We start from the raw sequence: 18,934 nt of genomic DNA, 5'->3' as shown, positions 1-18,934 counted from the left end.
TAAGTAAGCTAACGAAACACAATAGAAATGCTGAAGGGCTGCCCCATGGCGGCCCTTCGCTATGCTTAAAAAGGGCAGTATTGTTTAACAAATATGAAGTCCCAACATTTTTGAGGGGCAAGTGTATACATAAAGGAAGCTCATTCGTTATATAGCATGAAGGGAGGTTCAAGGTGGACAATGAGCTGATGTATCGACTTATAAATCTGAAAATGAAACAAATCCAGCGATATTTGATCCGTCTAGGAGCCGACCGAGACGTCGCTGAGGATATCGTTCAGGAAACCATTTACAAAGGGCTGTTATACATAGATTCCATTCATGAGGACAAATTTTCGGCATGGATGTTCAAAGTTGCCCTAAATCATTATTACGATCTGTGCCGAAAGAAAAAACGGATGGAAATTCCGATTGAGGATGTCGCAGCTGAAGGTAATGAAGCCCCGGAAGAACTTTTCCTCCAAAAGGAAAGACGGGAAGAGATCGAACGCGTATTGGAAGATCTAACCCCCATCTATAAGCAGTTACTGATCATGAAATATGAATTGGATTTGAGCTATCAAGAAATATCCGGTTTGCTAGGTATACGCATGGAAATGGTAAAAACATATTTGTATCGAGCTCGAAAACAATTTCAAAAAAAATATGGAGGCCTGCATGATGAATGATAAAGAATTTAACCCAGATGAAGATGGAGGATTATCAAAACTGATAAAAAAAGCGAAGCGAAGATCGATGTGGCGGATCGTGGGGGTATCTCTGGGTATTTCCCTACTCGTTCTAGCTTGTGCGTATCTTGTAAACCTGCAACTGCTATATAAAAAAGCGGACCATGCTCTGCGTGATATTTCGATGTTCAAAGAAATTAGTGGTCCGAATCAGTACGGAGCAGGCTACCGACAAAACTTCGGTTTTCTTGAGGGGGCTCTAGAATTTCAGACATATAAGCTAGTAGAGGGTATTCCCGTTGTTTGGAATAAAGAAACCTATGAGTTCAATGCAGTGGGTAACTTCTCCAGGTCTCTTGGAGACTATTCTTCTCTATCGCTACCTGACTTCTCCATGAGCAATGAAAAGTTTGACTATCTAAGACCTTACAATCCTTACAATGGTGAAAGAGAGATGTTGTTTTACCTTCCTGATGTCTCTTACCCGAAGGTTCTGAATGAAACTTCGCAGCTTGATGACATGGATAGCAGGAAATTGGTCGAGCTCGGAATCTCATTTAATACACACTATACCGTGGAGCAGATCAATGAGATGTTGCCGCCAAGTATACATCCCGTGTGGTATTGGGTGGACACCTATTCAAATAAAAAGCCATACCTAGCTAAGAAAATGCCTGACGGTACTATTGATAACCCGTCGCCCGACCCAGCACGAAGAGTGTATGGATTCGGAGTTCACCCCGATTACGAGGATGTAACCGAAAAAGATTTCCTATCAGCTGTACAGAACGGAATAAACGTCAAGGGAAAATACTATAGCGAATACAAACGTATCTTTGATTATTTGAGGCAAGAAAAAGAGAAACCGGCTCAAAGTGATGTCCGTATACTCGGCGTTGTCGTGACGGGAACAGTGGAACATTTAAAAGCACTAAAGGGGCAGAGATATGTGAAAGCAGCCGTATTGGGAGCAATTGTTGATAAATACTAAACATCAATACTTGCAGGAGACTGTTGAACTAACGGGTACTATAGCTCAATGATGAATGGGCTGCCGCATGGCAGCCTTTCGTTCAACTAACGGGCAGGATAGTTTAATCGCTCTGCCGAATGTGTAAAAACTTGAACGTTTTCAATGGAGGAGCCATGACTAATATAAATTTTCTAGAGACAAGATTAGCGAGCAGATATGGTGAAGATGGTTCAAAAGAAGAGAACAACACAGTATTTGTTGACATAATCATTGATTCGGTGTCCTTATATCAAAGGCTAAAAGAGTACGACTTTGTGCCTGCGTTTGGTTGGGGGAATGCTGAGCATCAACAGCTTATAACTGATTACTTTTTATTTAAATATCCCTTTGAATATAAATATCATAGGTATCCAATATTGATCTGTCCGCTGTGCGGAGATTTGGAATGTGGTTATATTTCTGTAGCTGTTGATAAAGAAGCAGATATTGTTGCGTGGAGTAATTTTTACTTAGAACATAATAATCAACTGCTTGATATAGGGCCTTTTCACTTTGAATGGGACAATTACAAATCATCAATAGAAAAAGCTTGTGACATTGGTCGATTACGCTAACGGGTAACGCTAGTTCAATACAAACAGATTAAAACCTCTCATTAGAAGTAAACCTATATTTAATAGGTCTAATGGGAGGTTTTATTATGAATTTGAGTGAATTGTGGAGACTGTATGAAGGTGATAAGCGGATCCAAGGATTTAGTCCAATCACACTAAAAGCATACGTCTTGCAGCTGAAGATGTTGATATCGGAAATTGGTGATCTTGATGTTTCAGAGGTTACACTACATTTGCTAAAGGAGTACTTGGCGAAGCAATCAGGCCGATTGAAGCCAAGCAGCTTAGGTCATCGAATTCGGTTTGTTCGCTCTTTATTCCGTTTTGCCTATGAGGAAGCATATGTATCTTCAAACCCTTCACTAAAATTAAAAGAACCCAAGATGGATAAGCGTATTCCAAAATTCTTAAACGAAGAAGATGTGATTCATTTGAAGATATCTTGTCTATCCATGCGGGAACGAGCACTTCTGGAGTTCTTATATAGTACCGGCTGCCGTGTTGGAGAAGTACAGAAAATCAACATAGAAGATCTGAACTGGGAAAACTGCTCTGCAATCGTTAATGGTAAGGGAGCCAAACAGAGAGAAGTTTATTTTACCACCGAGTGCAAGGTATGGTTGAAAAAATATCTGACGAGCCGCGAGGACTCATGTAAAGCCTTGTTTGTAACGGATACACACCCTACACGTCGAATGGCCATTCCGACGATCAGATGGGCATTAAAACGGCTTGCAAATCGTGGAGAGATAGAAGCAAATGTGTACCCTCAACGCTTTCGACATACCTATGCATGTCAGCTGCTTGACAACGGAGCACCTTTGGATTTTATTCAAGGCATGTTGGGGCATGAAAAAGCGTCTACCACTCAAATATATGCTCAACTACGAGGAGAGCGAAGGCGAGAACTTTATCGCCGTTACTTTTAGATATGTCTTTCCATTCAGAACCGTCGCCGGCCGTACTGAACTAACGGGCAGTTTAGTTTAATACAGAAACATTCAAAAGATACGAACGTATACAGATTAAGGATATAAAAAACATATACATTGAGGTGATATAGTGAACAAGTTCGTTTTATATATAGCTTCATCAGTCTTAATGATAATTTTACCTTTATGTGCCCTTCTATATGGCTTATGGGATGCTAACCAGCCCAAAACAGGACCAGTGGGAGATGGAGTTTCTGCTCCTACTATCCAACAGCTTATACCAATTTTTTTTGCTATGCTTTTAGGAATCACAAATTTGCCTGTTGCAATCATTTGCTATCTAAAATATAAGAAAACAAAAGATATTGACGACAAGAGTGTAGGAAACAACCAAAAGATTCATTGAACTAACGGGACACGATAGCTGAATAAACGCGATGAACCGGCTGCCATGAATCTGGCTGCCGTTTTCTCAACTAACGGGCAGGTTAGTTTAATAAACTTAACGAATACTTTTAATAATGAATAAGCCCCAGATGAAATCACTATTGAAGGAAGGTACGTAGAAAATGAGTTTTATTATAATTGGTTTGTTACTAATTATTATTTTCTTGTTGATGGATATTAAAAACAGGCTTTCTAAATCAGATTCAGTAAAAGAAATAATAAATAGAAATCGAGAAATAAGAAGAAAAAATAAAATGAACGATTAAGCTAACGTGCAGATATGTCCAATGCATAAAATGTAATAAATGTTTAACTTATAGAGTTGGGAGGGCTTATAAATATGTTAAAACTTATATTAGGTATGGGAGTTTATTTTTTTGCGACTTTACTTATGGGGTATTACTTTGTAGGGGTTAGTTTTATAAAGTCTATACAGATGGCATCTCTTATTACAATAATACATATTTTAATTGGTTTTATAGATAGGATCTACAAGAGGGAAACTAATAATAACGGAGAAGGATAGTTGGACAAAATCATGGGGCAGTGCTACGGTAGCTACTCTCTTTCCATTACGCTAACGAGGAACGATAGTTCAACGGACCATAGAGCAGTTAGCCGATGGCAGCTGCTTCTTTCTCGCTAAACTAACGGGCAGTTTAGCGCAACTTAAGACTATATTAATCGTATGAATTAGGTAGTAAAGTAAATGATTTCCATAAAAGGGATGAATCTAGTTGCAGACGAAAAGATGGATTGTATCAATCAGCTTGGTTATTATCGTCATTGGCGCAATCTGGGTCATGTATGTGAAGCACCCCAGCACAATTGATGTAAAGCTGATTGGTGTTAAGTATCAATTAGGTTACGAAGATGTAAAATCGGGGATAGAGCCTGCAACTGTTATAATTCAGGGCAAGATGCATACGAGCTTGAAAAGAGAGCGAATATTTAAGGGTGTAGTACGAATTGTAGGTGAACAAATTCCAGTGCCTCAGGATCAGCGCAATATAGAAATTCATTTTTCTAGAGACGGCTGGGGTTCAATAGCCTATCCTTATTTTCTTTATGACGAACGGGGAACAACTGTAGGAGCTGAAATTTACCAGTCACATTCTATATTCGCGAACAAAGACTTTAGTCAAGTAACATTCCTTATAACAACGCCTAATCAACAGTCTGAATCCGAAAATGGAAATCTTCAGACCGTTTGGAACACTGAGAACGGAAAGATGCTATCTGCCCCCGCAACAACACGAGAAGAGGCCCTAGCCTTATCCAATAAGCTGATGCGTGAATATTTGAAACCTTATGGGAAGCCTTTACGATAACCTGTACATCACATGATTAAGCTAACGGAGAACGATAGTTGAAAAGTCGTAGCCATAGCAATGGCAGTCTAGATCTTTATTTCGCGTCCTAGTCTGCTGCTGTTGCTGCGGATTTAATTTGCAAAGTCTGATGATAGTTGAGGACGAGTTACGTGTTTAAAAGCAGCTCCTCTATGATTTATTTTGGTAATTTGAATAGACTGTTTTGTAGAAGGAATCTCAATGGAAGGACAGATGTGAAATGGAGAGAAAAGCAACAGTAAAATTAGATGATCTAATTACTGAAATTGAAATTCAAATGGATGAGACCCTAACATACATAAACATCCAGACAGGAGAAGTAATAACATTATCGAGAGAAGAGATGAGAGCGGCAGAAGATGAAGAGCTGCTTGACAATTATCCGGATTGGGAACGAGAGAACATTGAACAAGCCATAAAAATTATAGAGGATGAAGACGAGGTTTACCTCGATTTCACATTAAGAAACGAGTTCCATGAGTATGAACTAATAGAAGAATTTATTGAGACATTAGACAAAGCAGAGGTTCGAGAAAAATTGTTTGGAGCTATTCAAGGAAGAGGAGCATTTAGAAGATTTAAAGATGGAATCATTGAACATGACGTCGAAAGACAATGGTATGAATTCAAAGAAAAAAAGGTGAAGGAATTAGTTATGGAATGGTGTAAAGAGAAGGGTCTTGTAATAGAGGAATGAAGTGTTATTTATTGGGAGGATAAACATGGCGTTAGACAATTAGATATCTCTACAAGAGTCAAGCCGTCAGTCAATTTGTATAAGGAGGAACCTTCATTTGAAATGGACGGTCATACCCATACCCCATACTGTCATCATGGTAGTGGCACTTCACAAGAAGAATATTTAGAACGAGCGATTAATTTAGGATTCGAGCGTTACACGCTCAGTGAACATGCCCCTTTACCATTGAACTGGATCGATGATGCTTCGTTATATAGAAGGCTAGCAATGCCTTACAGTGAGCTTTCTCTGTACATCGAACATGCCAAGCATTATAAGCAAGAATACAATGGAAAGATAGATGTTGCTGTTGGTTTAGAGCTAAATTACTTACCAGGTAAACTTGATTTCACTGAAAGAATAATAGATGACTTTGATCAGGATTTAGAAGACATTATTTATTCAGTACACTATATACCCGGTATGGGTGGAATGAGATTAATTAATTACCGACCAGATTATTTTAAAGAATATATATTAAAGCATTACGGAACGATGGAGAAGGTTGTTGATGAGTACTACAACTATATTGAAGAAGCAATTGATTGGATCTCCCAATTCTCTATACGGAAAAGAATTGGACATATTAATCTAATTGAAAAATTTAAAACCGTCTTGCCTGAAATAGATGAAGGGCAAATCAAAGATCGCATGGAGAAAATTATTCCGCTCCTCCTTAGAATGAATGTTGGACTTGATGTGAACACGGCAGGATTAAGGATAGATACATGTGGGAAAGCGTATGTGCCTGAATGGTTCCTGATTAAATGTAGGCACCATGGGGTTTCGTGTATATACGGGTCAGATGCCCATTCTCCAGATCACTTAGGGATTGGATGGGATTGGTTTGTGTAGCTAGAGCACTACGCTAACGGGACACGCTAGTTCAATACTGTAGGCAGATTAAAACCTCTCCTTAGAAGCAAACTAGATTTAATAGCTTCTAAAGGGAGGTTTTGTTATGAACTTAAATGAGTTGTGGAGGTTGTATGAAGCTGACAAACGTATTCAAGGGTTCAGTCCAAAAACATTAAAGGTATACGCCCTTCAGCACAAAATATACTGGAGCTAGGTGGCCTCGATATAACGGAGGTAACGTTAACAATGCTTAAGGAGTACTTGGCAAAACAAGCAGATCGGTTGAAGCCAAGCAGCCTAGGCCATCGAATTCAGTTTGTTCGTTCTCTTTTCCGTTACGCGTATGAAGAGACGTATCTGACTTCAAATCCCTCTCTAAAATTGAGAGAACCAAAATTAGATAAGCGCATTCCTAAGTTTTTGATTGAGGAGGGCGTTATACACTTGAAGATCTCTTGTCAGTCACTCAGGGAAAGAGCGCTGCTTGAGTTTCTTTACTGTACCGGCTGCCGGGTTGGGGAGGTGGAGAAGATCAATATCGAGGACCATAATTGGGAGAACTGCTCAGCAATTCTTAATGGCAAGGGTTCGAAGCAGAGAGAAGTTTACTTTACGACAGAGTGCAAAGTATGGTTAAAGAAGTACCTGGCCAGTCGTGGGGATTCCTGTAAAGCCTTATTTGTAACCGATACTCATCCAACAAAACGTATGGCTATACCTACGATTAGATGGGCGTTAAAACGGCTTGCAGATCGGGGAGAAATTGAAGCGAACGTATATCCTCATCGCTTTAGACATACTATGCATGCCAGCTCCTTGATAATGGTGCTCCTCTAGATTTCATCCAAGGTATGCTCGGTCATGAGAAAGCATCAACCACATAAATTTACGCACAGCTCCGCGGCGAGCGTCGGAGAGAACTTTATCGACGATTTTTTTAGTGCGTATTGGCGGCGGATACCCCTTTAGAAATCCGCCGCTATTCAACTGAAGGATAGGATAATTGAATAGACGGATCTCCTTTTTTGTTTAGCTAAAGGGGATGAATATCTTCTGTCGAAATACAGTAGATACTATTTTATGGAGGATATGCGAATGATGCAGCCGGAGCCGTCATTGGAGGTAATCAAACAATTATTTTTGAACGCAGGTTTGGAAAGACATTGGGAGAAATACAATCAGTTAGTGAAGCCTGGTTTCTTCCTAGAACCGACTATAGCACCAGAAGATGAAATTCCTATCGGAAAAAGTAAGATTGGAGGGAACCCTGATATTCCAAGAGGTTTTACGTGGCCGGACTGGGAAGGGCATCCAATGAGTTTTATAGCACAAATAAATTTAGAGGAATTTCCTATGTCTTCGATAGATCAGAATTACCCTGCCACTGGGATTCTTCATTTTTTTTATCCTTGTGATGATGATGTGCTTTTCTCTGATGAATTTTTATATGACGCCTTTCCAAAAGATCAAAACGTGGTGCTTTACACATCTGATTTATCCGATCTGAAACGAATTCAGGCAGATCCCGATATCATTTCATTTTCGAGTTGTTTAATGAATTTAAAATTTGAAAACATGATTCCGGTTAACTCACTTATTAATGAAAAACGTTTATTTGATAACGACGAGGAAGCGTATGTCCTCTACGAGAACTTCTGCTCTTCATATTATGAGATGTGTAATCATGATATTGGATTTCGCTTTTTTGGCTATATAAATGGATTACAGTATGACTTTCAAGATGCTGATACTGAGTTGTTATTTCAGGCAGATACCAATGATGAAATAGGAATGCAATGGGATTTATCAGGATTACTTTATTTTTATATTACAAAGGAAGATTTGCTGAATAGGAATTTTGATGAAGTGTTTACTGATCGGGTCGGTACTTAGTATGCGGCCCCATAAAATCCCCCCATTTGTTAGGAACTAAATAGAAATTCTGAACAAACCCCACTACGTTTACTGGAAGTCGAGTCACTCAGCCATACGGATGAACGATAACTCAATCCTGACACGACGGAAGCCGGCCAATGACCGGCTGGTGTTTTCTCAACTAACGGGCAGGATAGTTGAAGAACATACACGGTGAACCATACCATAAATGACGGCTAAAAATTTTGTTGTGGAAAGAGACCTAACAATACGATCAACCGGAATAGTCCAATGCAAACGAAGAAAACAACACGTAGTGCGATATGCACTCGTGTTGCTTTCCATGTTTTAATATCCATACTTTTATATAACATATATGTTGTTGCTAGATAGGCTTGCCTGGCTATTAAAGATGCGAACCGCCGCTTGCGTCGATCAACTGACCGGTTACCCAGCGGCTGTCCGGAGAAGCGAGGAAGGCGGCGATATCCGCAACGTCTCCGGGTTCTCCCCAACGGTTGAAAACGGAAAGGCCTGCCGCATATTTTTGTCCGTCTGGATGACTCAAAGTTCCTTCATTCATCTCGGTGTTGATGATGCCGGGTTGGATGGAGTTGACCGTAATATTTCTGCTCCCCAACTGCTTGGCCAGCAGCAGTGTAAAGGTATTGATCGCTCCTTTTGTCATGCTGTAGGTGAAGACACCCGGGGAAGCTACACGTGTCACGAAGGAAGAAATGTTGATGATGCGCCCGCCGTCTTTCAACCGCGGCAAAGCTTGCTGCATTACAAAAAACGGCGCTTTGACGTTAATCGTCATCACTTCGTCAAAAGTAGCTTCCGTCGCTTCTTCGAAAGTAAGGATTTGCCCGATTCCCGCGTTGTTGACCAAAATATCGAATCCGCCGCCGTCCCCGTGCTCTCGAATTGCTTCGTCCAGCGCCGCGATCAACTCGCGAATGCCGTCAGGCGTGCTCAAATTGGCGCCAATCGCACAGGCGTTTCCTCCGTTTTGGGCGATTTGTTGCACGACCGCTTCTGCTTCATGGCGGCGTTGACCGTAATGTACGGCGACAAAAGCATGTTGCTCTCTTATTGCTTCGGATGACCGCACTACCGTTCACGTTAGCGTCGCTCATGTTCGCGTTGTCCGTATCGACGACTGCTGCTGAAGAAGCGGAGCGTTCGTCTTTGTTCCCCGACTTCGACCTCCCTCCTTTACTGTCTTTCAGCCTGAATGCTGTACCGGCTAATTTTGACCATATAGGCCCGACGGAAATTATCCTTGGAAGCTCGAAAGCCGACCAAGATAGGGTCGCCTTCTTGCATAAGCTATGGGGTTAGTCCGCAAGATGCAGACTTCTTAACGACAGGAATCCACACTTCCATTTCATACATATTGTTGCCACGATCGTAAGTCATTTCAAACTCGGGCTGGGACAAGCGAGGTGATTGAAATTCTTGGATTGCACATAAACGCGGAGACGTTAAGCTACCGGGTACGATAGTTCAATAAAAAAACGGAAGTAGCCGATCACAATGATCGGCTGCTTCATTATGCTAACTGGCAGTTTAGTTATAATTGTTTACTACCTTCTATATCATTTGTGAGATGCTATAATTGTGAAATATAAGTAAATGGGAGGGGGTACAACTAATGGAAAATAAATTGCCTTTATTTATCGTAACAGGTGCAAGTGGGTCAGGGAAAACATATGTCATTAAGGAACTACGGAGATTGATGCCTGATTTTGATATTTTTGACCCTGATAGTCTTGTTGAATTTATTGGGCATGATTGGGAGAAAATGCGAAATATTTGGCTTAGGGTTGCACGAAATATCGCTCAAAGTGGGCGCATGACTATAATATGCGGAACAATGATGCCTTGGGATATTGAAAAATGTGCGGACTATCCATTTTTTAAGCATGTATATTACCTAAACCTACATTGTGATGAAGAAACTCGCGAGAAACGTCTTCGTGAAAGAAATTGGTCAGAGGAAGAGATTCAAAACCACAAAAACTTTGCAAAACGATTGCTTGAAATTGCTGATGAGGTCTATAACCCACCTATGCCTACTATTGATACAACGGATACTGATGTAACCGAAGTTGCCTCTCAGATAAAAGAGTGGGTTCTCCAATACGCTTGAACTAACAGGGAACATTAGTTGAACAGTACATGAAGCAGATACTACGGTAGCTAATCCTTGTTTTTATTAAGCTTACGGGCAGGATAATTCAATCGTTTCTAGAATATTCCCTGAGTTGAATAATTTATAAACTGTGAATACAACGTTATCTGAAAAATACGCAAAGATTATTTTTTGAAGGGTTGATTAAATTGAAGCAAGGGATATTAGTTTATCTAAATGGAACTTCAAGTTCTGGAAAGACTTCCATATCGACTGAACTGATAAATCAGAAAGAGATTCCTTTTTATCATTTATCAATTGATGATTTTTTTAATAATTACAATGATTTTATTAATAATAAATTTCCAGATGAACCTCCAAGAGAAATAGATCATCAAGTTGTCTCACAATTACTTGATGATTCCATATTCTCAGTGTACCATTCGACAATAAAATTGTTATCAGAACTGGGTTTTAATGTAATAGTAGATACCGTAATCGACAACGACAAGAGGTTTTATGAGTTTCTTGATCAATTTTTCGATCAGTCTACGATATTTATAGGTGTAATATGCTCGAAAGAAGAACTCATAAGAAGAGAGCAAGCAAGAGGAGATAGGAAAATTGGACTGGCAGCTTCACAGTTTAGCAAAGTATATTACTTTGATGAATATGACCTCGAAGTAAATACGGAAGAGATGAACCCAAAAGAATGTGCCGAAAAAATATTAAATTTTATTAAGTCCGATAAGGAATACTCGGCATTTAAGAAATTAAGCAAAAAAAATGTTAGTGTTTCCTAGATGGCGTATCCAGATACCACCATATTCAAGCATAGGGGCTATCGCCCCTCAGCGTCCGAGGGATTTCGGGATTGAGCTAACGGAGAACGTTAGTTCAATAAACAGCGGCAGTTTTGGACTTAATATCTGAGTCCAAGGCTACCGCTGTTTCTATTTTTAAGCAGTCTAATCGATTTATTACTCGAGCATATCCCGCGACGATATGTTTCCTCAGACAGCGCATGTGGAGTGTGTGGTAAGGATATATCGGGATTGAAGAAAATGAAATAAGATAATGATTAATAGAGCCGTTATTAATACTGGAAATTATGAAGTTATATTTGAAGATGATCAATTAAAAGCAACTAATCTGAAAACGGGTGAAGAATTTGGTCGCGTACCGGAGGACCTTTCTCTCGTTGGAATCGATGACAGCAGTCTCGCTGCGACCTGCGAGGTTCCGCTGACTTCCGTCAAGTATTCAAAGCAAATACTCGGAAAAAAAGACGCCGAGTTTTTGTTGAATATGATTCAAACCGATTGTCCGGGAAATGAGGGATTATTATACAGACCGTCATTGATAGCGTGTGCATCGACAGCGGCACCCAAGTGATAATGAAGCAGTCATAGACCAAAACCCTATGCTACTGTCGTGTGTTTAGAGGCATCAGACCGGAGATTTTCTTTGTAAATAGAAGGAGACCCATCCGGTTGGATATTGTCCAGCCGGATGGGTCCGCATTTTTCTGTTTACGCTTTTACTTAGCCAGATATTCGACGAACCTTACAATTATAGTGGCTACTTCGTCGCGAGTGGCGGTGGCTTTGGGGTCAAAGAGGTTGTCCGGCTTGCCTAATACAATGCCGATGCCCCGCAGCGCCTGAACGATCTCCAACGCCCATGAGCTGATCTCACTCTCGTCCGCAAAGGACTTAGATTGGCTTTCAGGTATCTCATAGCCCTTGTACTTCATGTAGTTGTACATTATCATCAGCATCTGCTCGCGCGTCATCGGTGAATTGGGGTCAAACAGGTCTGCGTTTATACCGTTGACTATGCCGCTTTCGGCCGCCCACTCGACTGCCGCCGTGTACCACTGCCCGTCCGTCACGTCGCTAAAGCGGGAACTCGTGTAGCCGGAGCGGTTTACGTTCTCAAGATTGGCCAGTACCTGCACGAACATCGCGCGCGTCATTGAGGTGCCCGGTGAGAACGTCGTGGACGTCGTGCCGCTGAAAAGACCGTATGTGTAGGCGAAGTTTACGTAGCTGTAGAACCAGTCGTCCATGTTGACATCCTTGAAAGGATTGCCCGACATCACGAGGAAGCCCAGCGGGGTGTCGTCATCGAACACAAGCTCCGTACCCTCATGGATGTTCAGCGACATGCCGTTGTCTAAGCTGACACTCGCGCCGCCCGGTCCTACCACAACCGCGCCGCCGCTCTGTATCTTCGAGCCGCCGTGGATATCCACCTGGTTGCCGTTCGGCAGGATCACATGCGCGTCTCCGCCGCCCACTGTGACCGTACCGTCGCCCGCTATCGTCGATCCGCCCGGAATGGTCACTGTGCTGTTGCCGCAGGGTAGTGCCACTTCGGCGCTCTTGTCCACCGGAATGGTCACCTTACCGTTTGAGTCTATAGTTGTGCCTTCGGGTACCTTAATCTTCGTCCCACCCTTGGTCGCAATCTCGCCGCCGCCAGGTAGGGTGGTGTTGCCGCTTTTGTCTGTGACCGCGGGCTTATCCTTAGGTGCATTCACTGTGTAGTTCGCCTTCGACAATCCAGCGTTTGTCCCGGTGCCCGTATTGCCGCTGTTGCTACCAGAAGGATCGGGCACAATGGGAGTCGTCGTCTTCGTCGGCGTAGCCGTTGCACTGATCTCTGTGCCGTCGCCCTTCGCACTTACCGCAACGACCTTGAAGGTGTAGCCTTGGTCGTTTGTCAGGCCCATGAAGGTATATTTGGTCTCCGCCGCACCCAGTATGACTGGCGTCATGTTGCCGTACCAGACCTTGTAACCCAATATCGCGCTGCCACCGTCGTCCGCCGGAGCAGTCCAGCTCAATGTGACCTGTCCGTCGTCCGCCGTCGCCTTGAAGCCGCCCGGAGCACCAGGCACGTCCGTTTTTCTCTGCGCGAACATCCATTCAAAGACGTCCGTGTAATCATTGTTCCAAGCCGGCAAGTTAGAGGACTGCGCCGTTGGAGCTATGCTCCAAGTCCCCGTAGTTATCTGGTTGTAAAGAACCGCAGCTTCAACCTCGTGCGCTACATAATCAGCAAGGACAGGAGTTTATGAAGTTATTGAGGTTAGTCTGGTATACTCCAACGTTATTAGCATTTATAAACATCCAATAGGCCAGTTCGATGTGAGCGGCGTTGGCGTTCGCGTTCGGTGAGCCGCTTACCGGTGACATAGGTGCGGCGGCCGCGAAGAAGCCGGGGGAGTCGTTAACTAAGGTGTTCGTATACTGGCCGCCCCATGAGAAGCCCGCCGCGTAAATGCGGTTAGGGTCTGCTGCGCCGCTGGCAACCAGGTTGTCTATAACCTTCTTAACATTGGCTGTAGAAGGAGTAGATACGCCATTATAGGAAATATTTAATATATGGCTGGCGTATTTTTCGGGATTTTCTTCCATTTTCTTCATTAGAGCGACCGAGCCGTTGGCGGATTTCATAGCCGCTTTTTGGTCAGTTGCTGCGTTTGTGCCGCCGCGTGACATGCCGTGGGTATAGACATACAGAGGCAATCCTTGCAAAATGTTACCGCTTTCATCCTTGTGAAGGTAGAGCGCGCGATTGACCGAATTGCCCGTGGGTGTTGTAAACTTGTCAAGGATCGGATTCACAACTTTTTCCTGTTCAAAAACCACGTTGCGAAGCGGACTCCCTTCTGTCAATACAATCTCGCTGTTTTGGACGATGTTGTAAACCTGCTTTGTCGAGTTACTGCTGCCATCCAGCGTTATATTGCCGCCGCTCGCTGAATAAAAGTCAGACTCAACTACGATGTAACGGCCGCTTGCCAGTCCGGCCTGATAATCCGGTGAATTGCTTACCGTCCCCAGATAGCCGCGCACCTTCGGTTCGTCATTGGCGTATACCCTTGTGATTTTGCGCGTCCCTTCAAAGGTCACCGAGTCACCGTTCAGGGTTGTGTTCCTAGCCGAGACGGTAAACAAGCTGGGATTAAGCTGGGAGCCTAACGCTGCCTTCCCCTCGCCTAAGTCAATGATGACAGCCGTCGTGTACTCGCCACGGGCGAAGTTGTCATTCCATACGATAAAGGGAAGCATCTTCGCGTCCGGATCGTTTTTGAATGTCACATGAATTGTATGGTCAGCCTCAACATTTAAAAAGGTATAAGTGCCAGCGGATAGAGTCACGGCCTCGCCGTCTACCGTTACGGTATCCACAATTTTGCCGTGATTGGGGGTAAACGTAAATTCTTTATTTGAGCCATTATCTAGTCTCAGAACATCACCGGGTGGATTCGGCGTTATTTCACCGCCCGATCCCGCCGTGGCGGTGATTGAGAATCTGGTGTCCACTTCATTGGCTGAAGAGAGCTGCAGGCTGTCTATAAATGAAACATCGCTGGAATAAGCCGCGTCAGGATCTCCGAAACAGGAAACGACTTCATAGCGGTCACCGCCCTTTTCCGTCGAGTTATTGATATAAACCTCAAAGGTAAGCATGCCCTCCTCCAAGGTCAAGGTTCTTTTGGGTATTCTCATCTCCACAATATATCCTTTTTCCGTGATCTGGGTCCACGCAGCTCTTCCCGGAGCGGCCTGCCCTGAAAACACGCCCGTCGCGCTGACTCGCCATTGGTTTGAGCCTCCGGTTCCGGTGCCGACATAAAACTCCAGGCTGTCGTACTGGTGATCTCCACCGGCTCCCTGATATAGATTGCTGTCCTCCACAACTACGCGTGCATACAGGTAGTTGTGGTCCCAAAGGATTTTGGCTGTGCCTGTGGCATGGGGTCTGGAGTCGCCGGGCACAGTGCTTTTGTTGATTTGATGCTCCATTGTCAGGGCCCACAGTGGGTCGTCTGACCCGAGTTCGGGAGTTCCGGAAATGGCGGTCGGCGTTTCATTCGCTTCTGCGTTCTCGATGTTGTCAGTGTCGGCGGCATAGCTGGTAGGCATTAGCGATGCCATCATTACTAAGCAACTGAGGAACGCGAGCATGCTGCTAAATCGTTTTTGCATAAATGAAAATCCTCCTTATTTTTCGATTCGGTGCGCCCACGGCTTAACCGCATCGTATTCGGACACATTGTCAATTTGACAAACGCCCAACTATATGATGTGGTATATTTACCAGGTATTCAACCTGTCAAAATATAGAATCTATGGAAACGCTTGCTCCGAGAAATCTTTGAAAATAATCATGATTCAATTCAAATAAATGCTGATGTTAAAGTGGCTTATTTATCTCATATTGAAGGCGAAATGCTAAAGGATTCTAATACAATACTAGAAGAATTCATCGGAGAAATTGTTAATCAAAAGATAGAATCTTTATCTGGCGGAAAAAAATATGCTTCAATTGGCTAAAGTTTTCGCCAGTAAAGCAAACGTATTGCTTCTTGATGAACCGACAAGTCATTTAGTCACCTATACACAAATTGGCTTTATAAGATACAGATTTTGTACTTGCAAAAGTATTGGTTTAATGAGCTATTTCTAATGAACTGATAAATCAGAAAGAGATTCTTTTTCATCATTAATCAATAGATGATTTTATCAAGAATTTTTTTAATAATAAATTTTCAGATATTGAACCTACAAGAGAAGTAGATGAGCAAGTTATCGCACATATGCTCGAAAGAAGAACTCATAAGAAGAGAGCAAGCAAGAGGAGATAGAAATATTGGACTAGAAGCTTCAGCATCATTTTCTTCAAGGAAAAAAGGAAATATAAACAAATAAGCGAATAAAAGTATGGATTACGATGCTATCAAAGGAGTAGAAGCGAAAATGTCTAATCAACTTAGCTCTCTTACCGTATTAATGGTATCCGATTTAGCAAAGTCTCAAAGCTTTTATCGCGATTCGCTTGGTTTTAATGTAACCGATTGGTGGGCAGAGCGCGGCGGCTTGCATGGCGTTGCACTCAAGCTATTTCAAGCGGCCGACCCTTCGGATGTAAGGCCGAACCAGCGTCCAACTGGCGGCGGTTATGCCGTGGATGTACAGGTTTACACAGAAACATGGGCACAATTGGATGCGCTGTACGAGGAGTTCCGCAGCAAAAATGTTATCATTTCCGTGGAACCAATTATTTATGCAGACGGAGGACCATGGAAAGAGTTCGTCATCGAGGATCCGGATGGCTACCACTTTGCATTCGGCGGAACAGATGGCAACCCAGGCAACTAAAATAGTAAAGGCTGCCGATCAATGGATTCGGCAGCCTTTTATTAAATTAAGCTAGACATTAACAGGAGTAGCCTCTACCATCCAGTCAAATGGATCAGCAATTTTGCCCATTTGAATGCCTGTTAGCGTATCGTAAAGTTTCTTGGAGATTTCGCCTGTCTGGCCTCCATTGATGACGAGAACATCATCCTGCCAGTTCAGTTCTCCAATAGGAGAAATAACAGCAGCTGTACCTGTACCGAAAGCTTCCTCTAATGCGCCGCTGCGGCCAGCCTCATACAGCTCTTCGATCGTAATCGGACGCTCGACAACTTCAATTTTCCAATGACGGAGCATATGAATGATGGAATTGCGAGTCACCCCATCGAGAATACTGCCGTTTAGTGCAGGCGTATGAACAACGCCGTTGATTTTGAAAAAGACGTTCATGCTGCCGACTTCTTCGATATATTTGCGATGTACGCCATCGAGCCAGAGCACTTGCGAATAACCTTTCTCTTTAGCAAGCTCCTGCGCTTTCAGACCAGCAGCGTAGTTGCCAGCAGTCTTCGCCTCGCCTACGCCGCCCTTAACGGAACGAACATATTCGGACTCAACGAAGATTTTTACCGGGTTTACGCCTTCAGTGTAGTAAGCGCCTACCGGCGACATAATGATGATGAATTTATACTCTGTAGACGGTGCAACTCCAAGCTGAGGTTGAGTCGCTATGACGAAAGGACGAATATAAAGCGACGTGCTAGGTGCTGTTGGAATCCAGTCCTTATCAACTGAAATAAGCTGTTTTAAAGCTTCAATCGTTGAATCGATATCGAGCTCAGGAACGCTGAGACGCTCGTTAGAGCGATTCATTCGTTGTATGTTTTTTTGAGGTCTGAACAGCAATACGCGACCATCGTCGGTTTTATACGCTTTCAAGCCTTCAAAGATCGTTTGTCCATAATGAAATACTTTAGCTGCAGGGTCTAATACGATCGGTTGGTAAGGCAGAATACGCGGCTTGTGCCAGCCGTTGTCCGTCGAATAATCCATAATAAACATATGGTCGGTAAAATGATTGCCGAACCCAAGCTGGTCCACTTCTGGTTGTTGTTTCTTGTTTTTGGTTAACTCGATTTCCAATGATTGTAGCAAATGGCCCATCTCCCTTTATTGATCGTTAGTTAATTGAATGCTATCACTTCATGCGATATATTTAAAATATCTATTTTATTGAATGTCCATACCTTTAGGGTATGAACGGACGGAGTGATCGAATTGGACATGCGGCAGCTTAAATACTTCTTAACTATAGCACAAGAGGGACAGGTTACGCGCGCTGCAAAGCTGCTTAATATGGAACAGCCGCCTCTTAGCAGGCAATTGAAACAAATGGAAGAGGAGCTTGGCGTCAAGCTGTTTGAGCGAAACGGCAAAGGGTTGATTTTGACCGATTCAGGAGAGCTGCTCAAGAAGAAGGCGGAGTCGCTGCTCTTGCAGTTTGATGAATCCCTCAGAGAGGTAAAGGGGATGGAGGAGGGGGTTCGCGGCGTCCTGTCGATCGGGTCGGTTGTTTCCTGCATTTCCTTATTGCCCAAAAATATTGAGCTGTTCAGAGAAAAATATCCTCAAGTTACGTTTAAAATATCGGAGGGCGATCACTTCTATCTTGGTGAACAGCTGGAGAAGCGGGCCATAGATTTAGTTATCGCTCGGCTGCCGTTTGAGGCACAGAAGCATCCGCAGCAATACTCCATTATGCCGCTGCCATCAGATCCGTTTGTCGCCGTTATTCCAAGCTCATGGACGGAATATGCAGGAAAAGAAGCATTGTGCATGAAGGAGCTTGCCCAGTTTCCGTTTCTTACCTTGAAGACGGATCGAACGACTCGCATGCATGAACAGGTCGTGAACGAGTGCAAACGGCACGGCTTCGTTCCTAATATTATATGCGAATGCTCTAGTGTCGCCATTATTATGTCCCTTATCGCATGCGGCATTGGAGCAACCGTATTTCCGAAATCGGTTATGTCTTCTTTTCCAAGCACCGTCGTCAAAATGCTCAACATTGAGGATGCGGACTTTCAGTCGGGCGTCGGCATTCTGTGGCTGAAGGATCATTATTTGCCCAAGCGCGCACAGCAATTTATTGAAAGCTTTCGTACTGAAATGTAATAAAGGAGG

At 43.2% G+C, this 18,934-nt stretch carries 19 protein-coding genes and 2 pseudogenes; 17 read left to right on the top strand and 4 right to left on the bottom strand.

Annotation, left to right across the window (positions count from 1 at the left end; all coding sequences use genetic code 11):
• Nucleotides 1–173: 173 nt before the first annotated feature.
• The 11 genes from AC0VYE_RS29490 to AC0VYE_RS29440 all read left to right on the top strand — a co-directional run bounded on the left by AC0VYE_RS29490 (nt 174) and on the right by AC0VYE_RS29440 (nt 8,476).
• Nucleotides 174–668 carry an RNA polymerase sigma factor gene (locus AC0VYE_RS29490; protein WP_076265443.1) on the top strand — a complete coding sequence of 165 codons (495 nt, stop codon included), beginning with the start codon at nt 174–176 and terminating at the stop codon, nt 666–668.
• Complete coding sequence (locus tag AC0VYE_RS29485; protein ID WP_179089708.1) at nt 658–1,659, top strand: anti sigma factor C-terminal domain-containing protein; 1,002 nt, start codon at nt 658–660, stop codon at nt 1,657–1,659. Before AC0VYE_RS29490 ends, AC0VYE_RS29485 begins: the two co-directional genes overlap by 11 nt.
• 155 nt (nt 1,660–1,814) lie before the next feature.
• Nucleotides 1,815–2,255: an oxidoreductase gene (locus AC0VYE_RS29480; protein ID WP_475444275.1), complete on the top strand. Its 441-nt coding sequence runs from the start codon at nt 1,815–1,817 to the stop codon at nt 2,253–2,255.
• Nucleotides 2,256–2,341: 86 nt separating this feature from the next.
• Nucleotides 2,342–3,184, top strand: a complete 843-nt coding sequence (locus AC0VYE_RS29475; RefSeq protein WP_475444273.1) for a tyrosine-type recombinase/integrase — start codon at nt 2,342–2,344, stop codon at nt 3,182–3,184.
• A 133-nt stretch (nt 3,185–3,317) separates the two neighbouring features.
• Nucleotides 3,318–3,593, top strand: coding sequence for a hypothetical protein (locus AC0VYE_RS29470; RefSeq protein WP_475444271.1), 276 nt, complete (start codon nt 3,318–3,320; stop codon nt 3,591–3,593).
• A 381-nt stretch (nt 3,594–3,974) separates the two neighbouring features.
• Complete coding sequence (locus tag AC0VYE_RS29465) at nt 3,975–4,160, top strand: hypothetical protein (protein WP_475444269.1); 186 nt, start codon at nt 3,975–3,977, stop codon at nt 4,158–4,160.
• A 211-nt stretch (nt 4,161–4,371) separates the two neighbouring features.
• Nucleotides 4,372–4,965, top strand: a complete 594-nt coding sequence (locus AC0VYE_RS29460) for a hypothetical protein (protein ID WP_475444268.1) — start codon at nt 4,372–4,374, stop codon at nt 4,963–4,965.
• Nucleotides 4,966–5,206: 241 nt separating this feature from the next.
• A complete protein-coding gene (locus AC0VYE_RS29455; protein ID WP_441880892.1) occupies nt 5,207–5,683 on the top strand; it encodes a UPF0158 family protein in 477 nt (158 codons plus the stop codon).
• A 102-nt stretch (nt 5,684–5,785) separates the two neighbouring features.
• A complete protein-coding gene (hisJ, locus tag AC0VYE_RS29450; protein ID WP_475444266.1) occupies nt 5,786–6,580 on the top strand; it encodes a histidinol-phosphatase HisJ in 795 nt (264 codons plus the stop codon).
• Nucleotides 6,581–6,829: 249 nt separating this feature from the next.
• Nucleotides 6,830–7,420, top strand: coding sequence for a tyrosine-type recombinase/integrase (locus tag AC0VYE_RS29445; protein ID WP_475444264.1), 591 nt, complete (start codon nt 6,830–6,832; stop codon nt 7,418–7,420).
• Between the two features lie 258 nt (nt 7,421–7,678).
• Nucleotides 7,679–8,476, top strand: coding sequence for a YwqG family protein (locus AC0VYE_RS29440; RefSeq protein ID WP_475444262.1), 798 nt, complete (start codon nt 7,679–7,681; stop codon nt 8,474–8,476).
• 388 nt (nt 8,477–8,864) lie between these two features.
• Here AC0VYE_RS29440 and AC0VYE_RS29435 read toward each other — a convergent pair.
• Nucleotides 8,865–9,554: pseudogene (locus AC0VYE_RS29435) on the bottom strand (SDR family oxidoreductase); the annotation flags it as partial.
• Nucleotides 9,555–10,115: 561 nt separating this feature from the next.
• Between AC0VYE_RS29435 and AC0VYE_RS29430 the strand changes: the two are divergent.
• The 3 genes from AC0VYE_RS29430 to AC0VYE_RS29420 all read left to right on the top strand — a co-directional run bounded on the left by AC0VYE_RS29430 (nt 10,116) and on the right by AC0VYE_RS29420 (nt 11,990).
• Nucleotides 10,116–10,613, top strand: a complete 498-nt coding sequence (locus AC0VYE_RS29430) for an AAA family ATPase (RefSeq protein WP_441911517.1) — start codon at nt 10,116–10,118, stop codon at nt 10,611–10,613.
• Nucleotides 10,614–10,804: 191 nt separating this feature from the next.
• Nucleotides 10,805–11,398 carry a chloramphenicol phosphotransferase CPT family protein gene (locus AC0VYE_RS29425; protein ID WP_475444259.1) on the top strand — a complete coding sequence of 198 codons (594 nt, stop codon included), beginning with the start codon at nt 10,805–10,807 and terminating at the stop codon, nt 11,396–11,398.
• Nucleotides 11,399–11,672: 274 nt separating this feature from the next.
• Nucleotides 11,673–11,990 carry a substrate-binding domain-containing protein gene (locus tag AC0VYE_RS29420; RefSeq protein ID WP_475444258.1) on the top strand — a complete coding sequence of 106 codons (318 nt, stop codon included), beginning with the start codon at nt 11,673–11,675 and terminating at the stop codon, nt 11,988–11,990.
• Nucleotides 11,991–12,135: 145 nt separating this feature from the next.
• Here AC0VYE_RS29420 and AC0VYE_RS29415 read toward each other — a convergent pair whose 3' ends face one another.
• Together AC0VYE_RS29415 and AC0VYE_RS29410 are read right to left on the bottom strand one after the other, a co-directional pair.
• Nucleotides 12,136–13,566, bottom strand: a complete 1,431-nt coding sequence (locus AC0VYE_RS29415) for an S-layer homology domain-containing protein (protein WP_475444256.1) — start codon at nt 13,564–13,566, stop codon at nt 12,136–12,138.
• A 91-nt stretch (nt 13,567–13,657) separates the two neighbouring features.
• Complete coding sequence (locus AC0VYE_RS29410) at nt 13,658–15,598, bottom strand: sugar-binding protein (protein ID WP_475444254.1); 1,941 nt, start codon at nt 15,596–15,598, stop codon at nt 13,658–13,660.
• Nucleotides 15,599–15,751: 153 nt separating this feature from the next.
• On the opposite strand from AC0VYE_RS29410, the pseudogene AC0VYE_RS29405 reads away from it, so the two are divergent.
• Nucleotides 15,752–16,019: pseudogene (locus tag AC0VYE_RS29405) on the top strand (ATP-binding cassette domain-containing protein); the annotation flags it as partial.
• 350 nt (nt 16,020–16,369) lie between these two features.
• Complete coding sequence (locus AC0VYE_RS29400; RefSeq protein WP_475444252.1) at nt 16,370–16,771, top strand: VOC family protein; 402 nt, start codon at nt 16,370–16,372, stop codon at nt 16,769–16,771.
• Between the two features lie 51 nt (nt 16,772–16,822).
• Here AC0VYE_RS29400 and AC0VYE_RS29395 read toward each other — a convergent pair whose 3' ends face one another.
• The gene (locus AC0VYE_RS29395) at nt 16,823–17,905 is read right to left on the bottom strand and encodes a branched-chain amino acid aminotransferase (RefSeq protein WP_475444250.1); all 1,083 of its coding nucleotides are present in this window, start codon (nt 17,903–17,905) and stop codon (nt 16,823–16,825) included.
• A gap of 123 nt (nt 17,906–18,028) precedes the next feature.
• Here AC0VYE_RS29395 and AC0VYE_RS29390 point away from each other — a divergent pair, with 123 nt between their 5' ends.
• Nucleotides 18,029–18,925, top strand: coding sequence for a LysR family transcriptional regulator (locus tag AC0VYE_RS29390; protein WP_076267287.1), 897 nt, complete (start codon nt 18,029–18,031; stop codon nt 18,923–18,925).
• Nucleotides 18,926–18,934: the final 9 nt, after the last annotated feature.

This window comes from Pristimantibacillus sp. Z349TD_6 (assembly GCF_056173205.1).
This window is presented reverse-complemented; position numbering and strand designations above follow the sequence as displayed.

What these genes read in the sequence shown, in the direction of transcription:
- AC0VYE_RS29485 (WP_179089708.1), top strand. Translation starts at nt 658, where the DNA reads ATGATGAATGATAAAGAATTTAACCCAGATGAAGATGGAGGATTATCA.
- AC0VYE_RS29480 (WP_475444275.1), top strand. Translation starts at nt 1,815, where the DNA reads ATGACTAATATAAATTTTCTAGAGACAAGATTAGCGAGCAGATATGGT.
- AC0VYE_RS29475 (WP_475444273.1), top strand. Translation starts at nt 2,342, where the DNA reads ATGAATTTGAGTGAATTGTGGAGACTGTATGAAGGTGATAAGCGGATC.
- AC0VYE_RS29465 (WP_475444269.1), top strand. Translation starts at nt 3,975, where the DNA reads ATGTTAAAACTTATATTAGGTATGGGAGTTTATTTTTTTGCGACTTTA.
- AC0VYE_RS29455 (WP_441880892.1), top strand. Translation starts at nt 5,207, where the DNA reads ATGGAGAGAAAAGCAACAGTAAAATTAGATGATCTAATTACTGAAATT.
- hisJ (WP_475444266.1), top strand. Translation starts at nt 5,786, where the DNA reads ATGGACGGTCATACCCATACCCCATACTGTCATCATGGTAGTGGCACT.
- AC0VYE_RS29445 (WP_475444264.1), top strand. Translation starts at nt 6,830, where the DNA reads ATGCTTAAGGAGTACTTGGCAAAACAAGCAGATCGGTTGAAGCCAAGC.
- AC0VYE_RS29440 (WP_475444262.1), top strand. Translation starts at nt 7,679, where the DNA reads ATGATGCAGCCGGAGCCGTCATTGGAGGTAATCAAACAATTATTTTTG.
- AC0VYE_RS29430 (WP_441911517.1), top strand. Translation starts at nt 10,116, where the DNA reads ATGGAAAATAAATTGCCTTTATTTATCGTAACAGGTGCAAGTGGGTCA.
- AC0VYE_RS29420 (WP_475444258.1), top strand. Translation starts at nt 11,673, where the DNA reads ATGATTAATAGAGCCGTTATTAATACTGGAAATTATGAAGTTATATTT.
- AC0VYE_RS29410 (WP_475444254.1), bottom strand. Translation starts at nt 15,598, where the DNA reads ATGCAAAAACGATTTAGCAGCATGCTCGCGTTCCTCAGTTGCTTAGTA.
- AC0VYE_RS29400 (WP_475444252.1), top strand. Translation starts at nt 16,370, where the DNA reads ATGTCTAATCAACTTAGCTCTCTTACCGTATTAATGGTATCCGATTTA.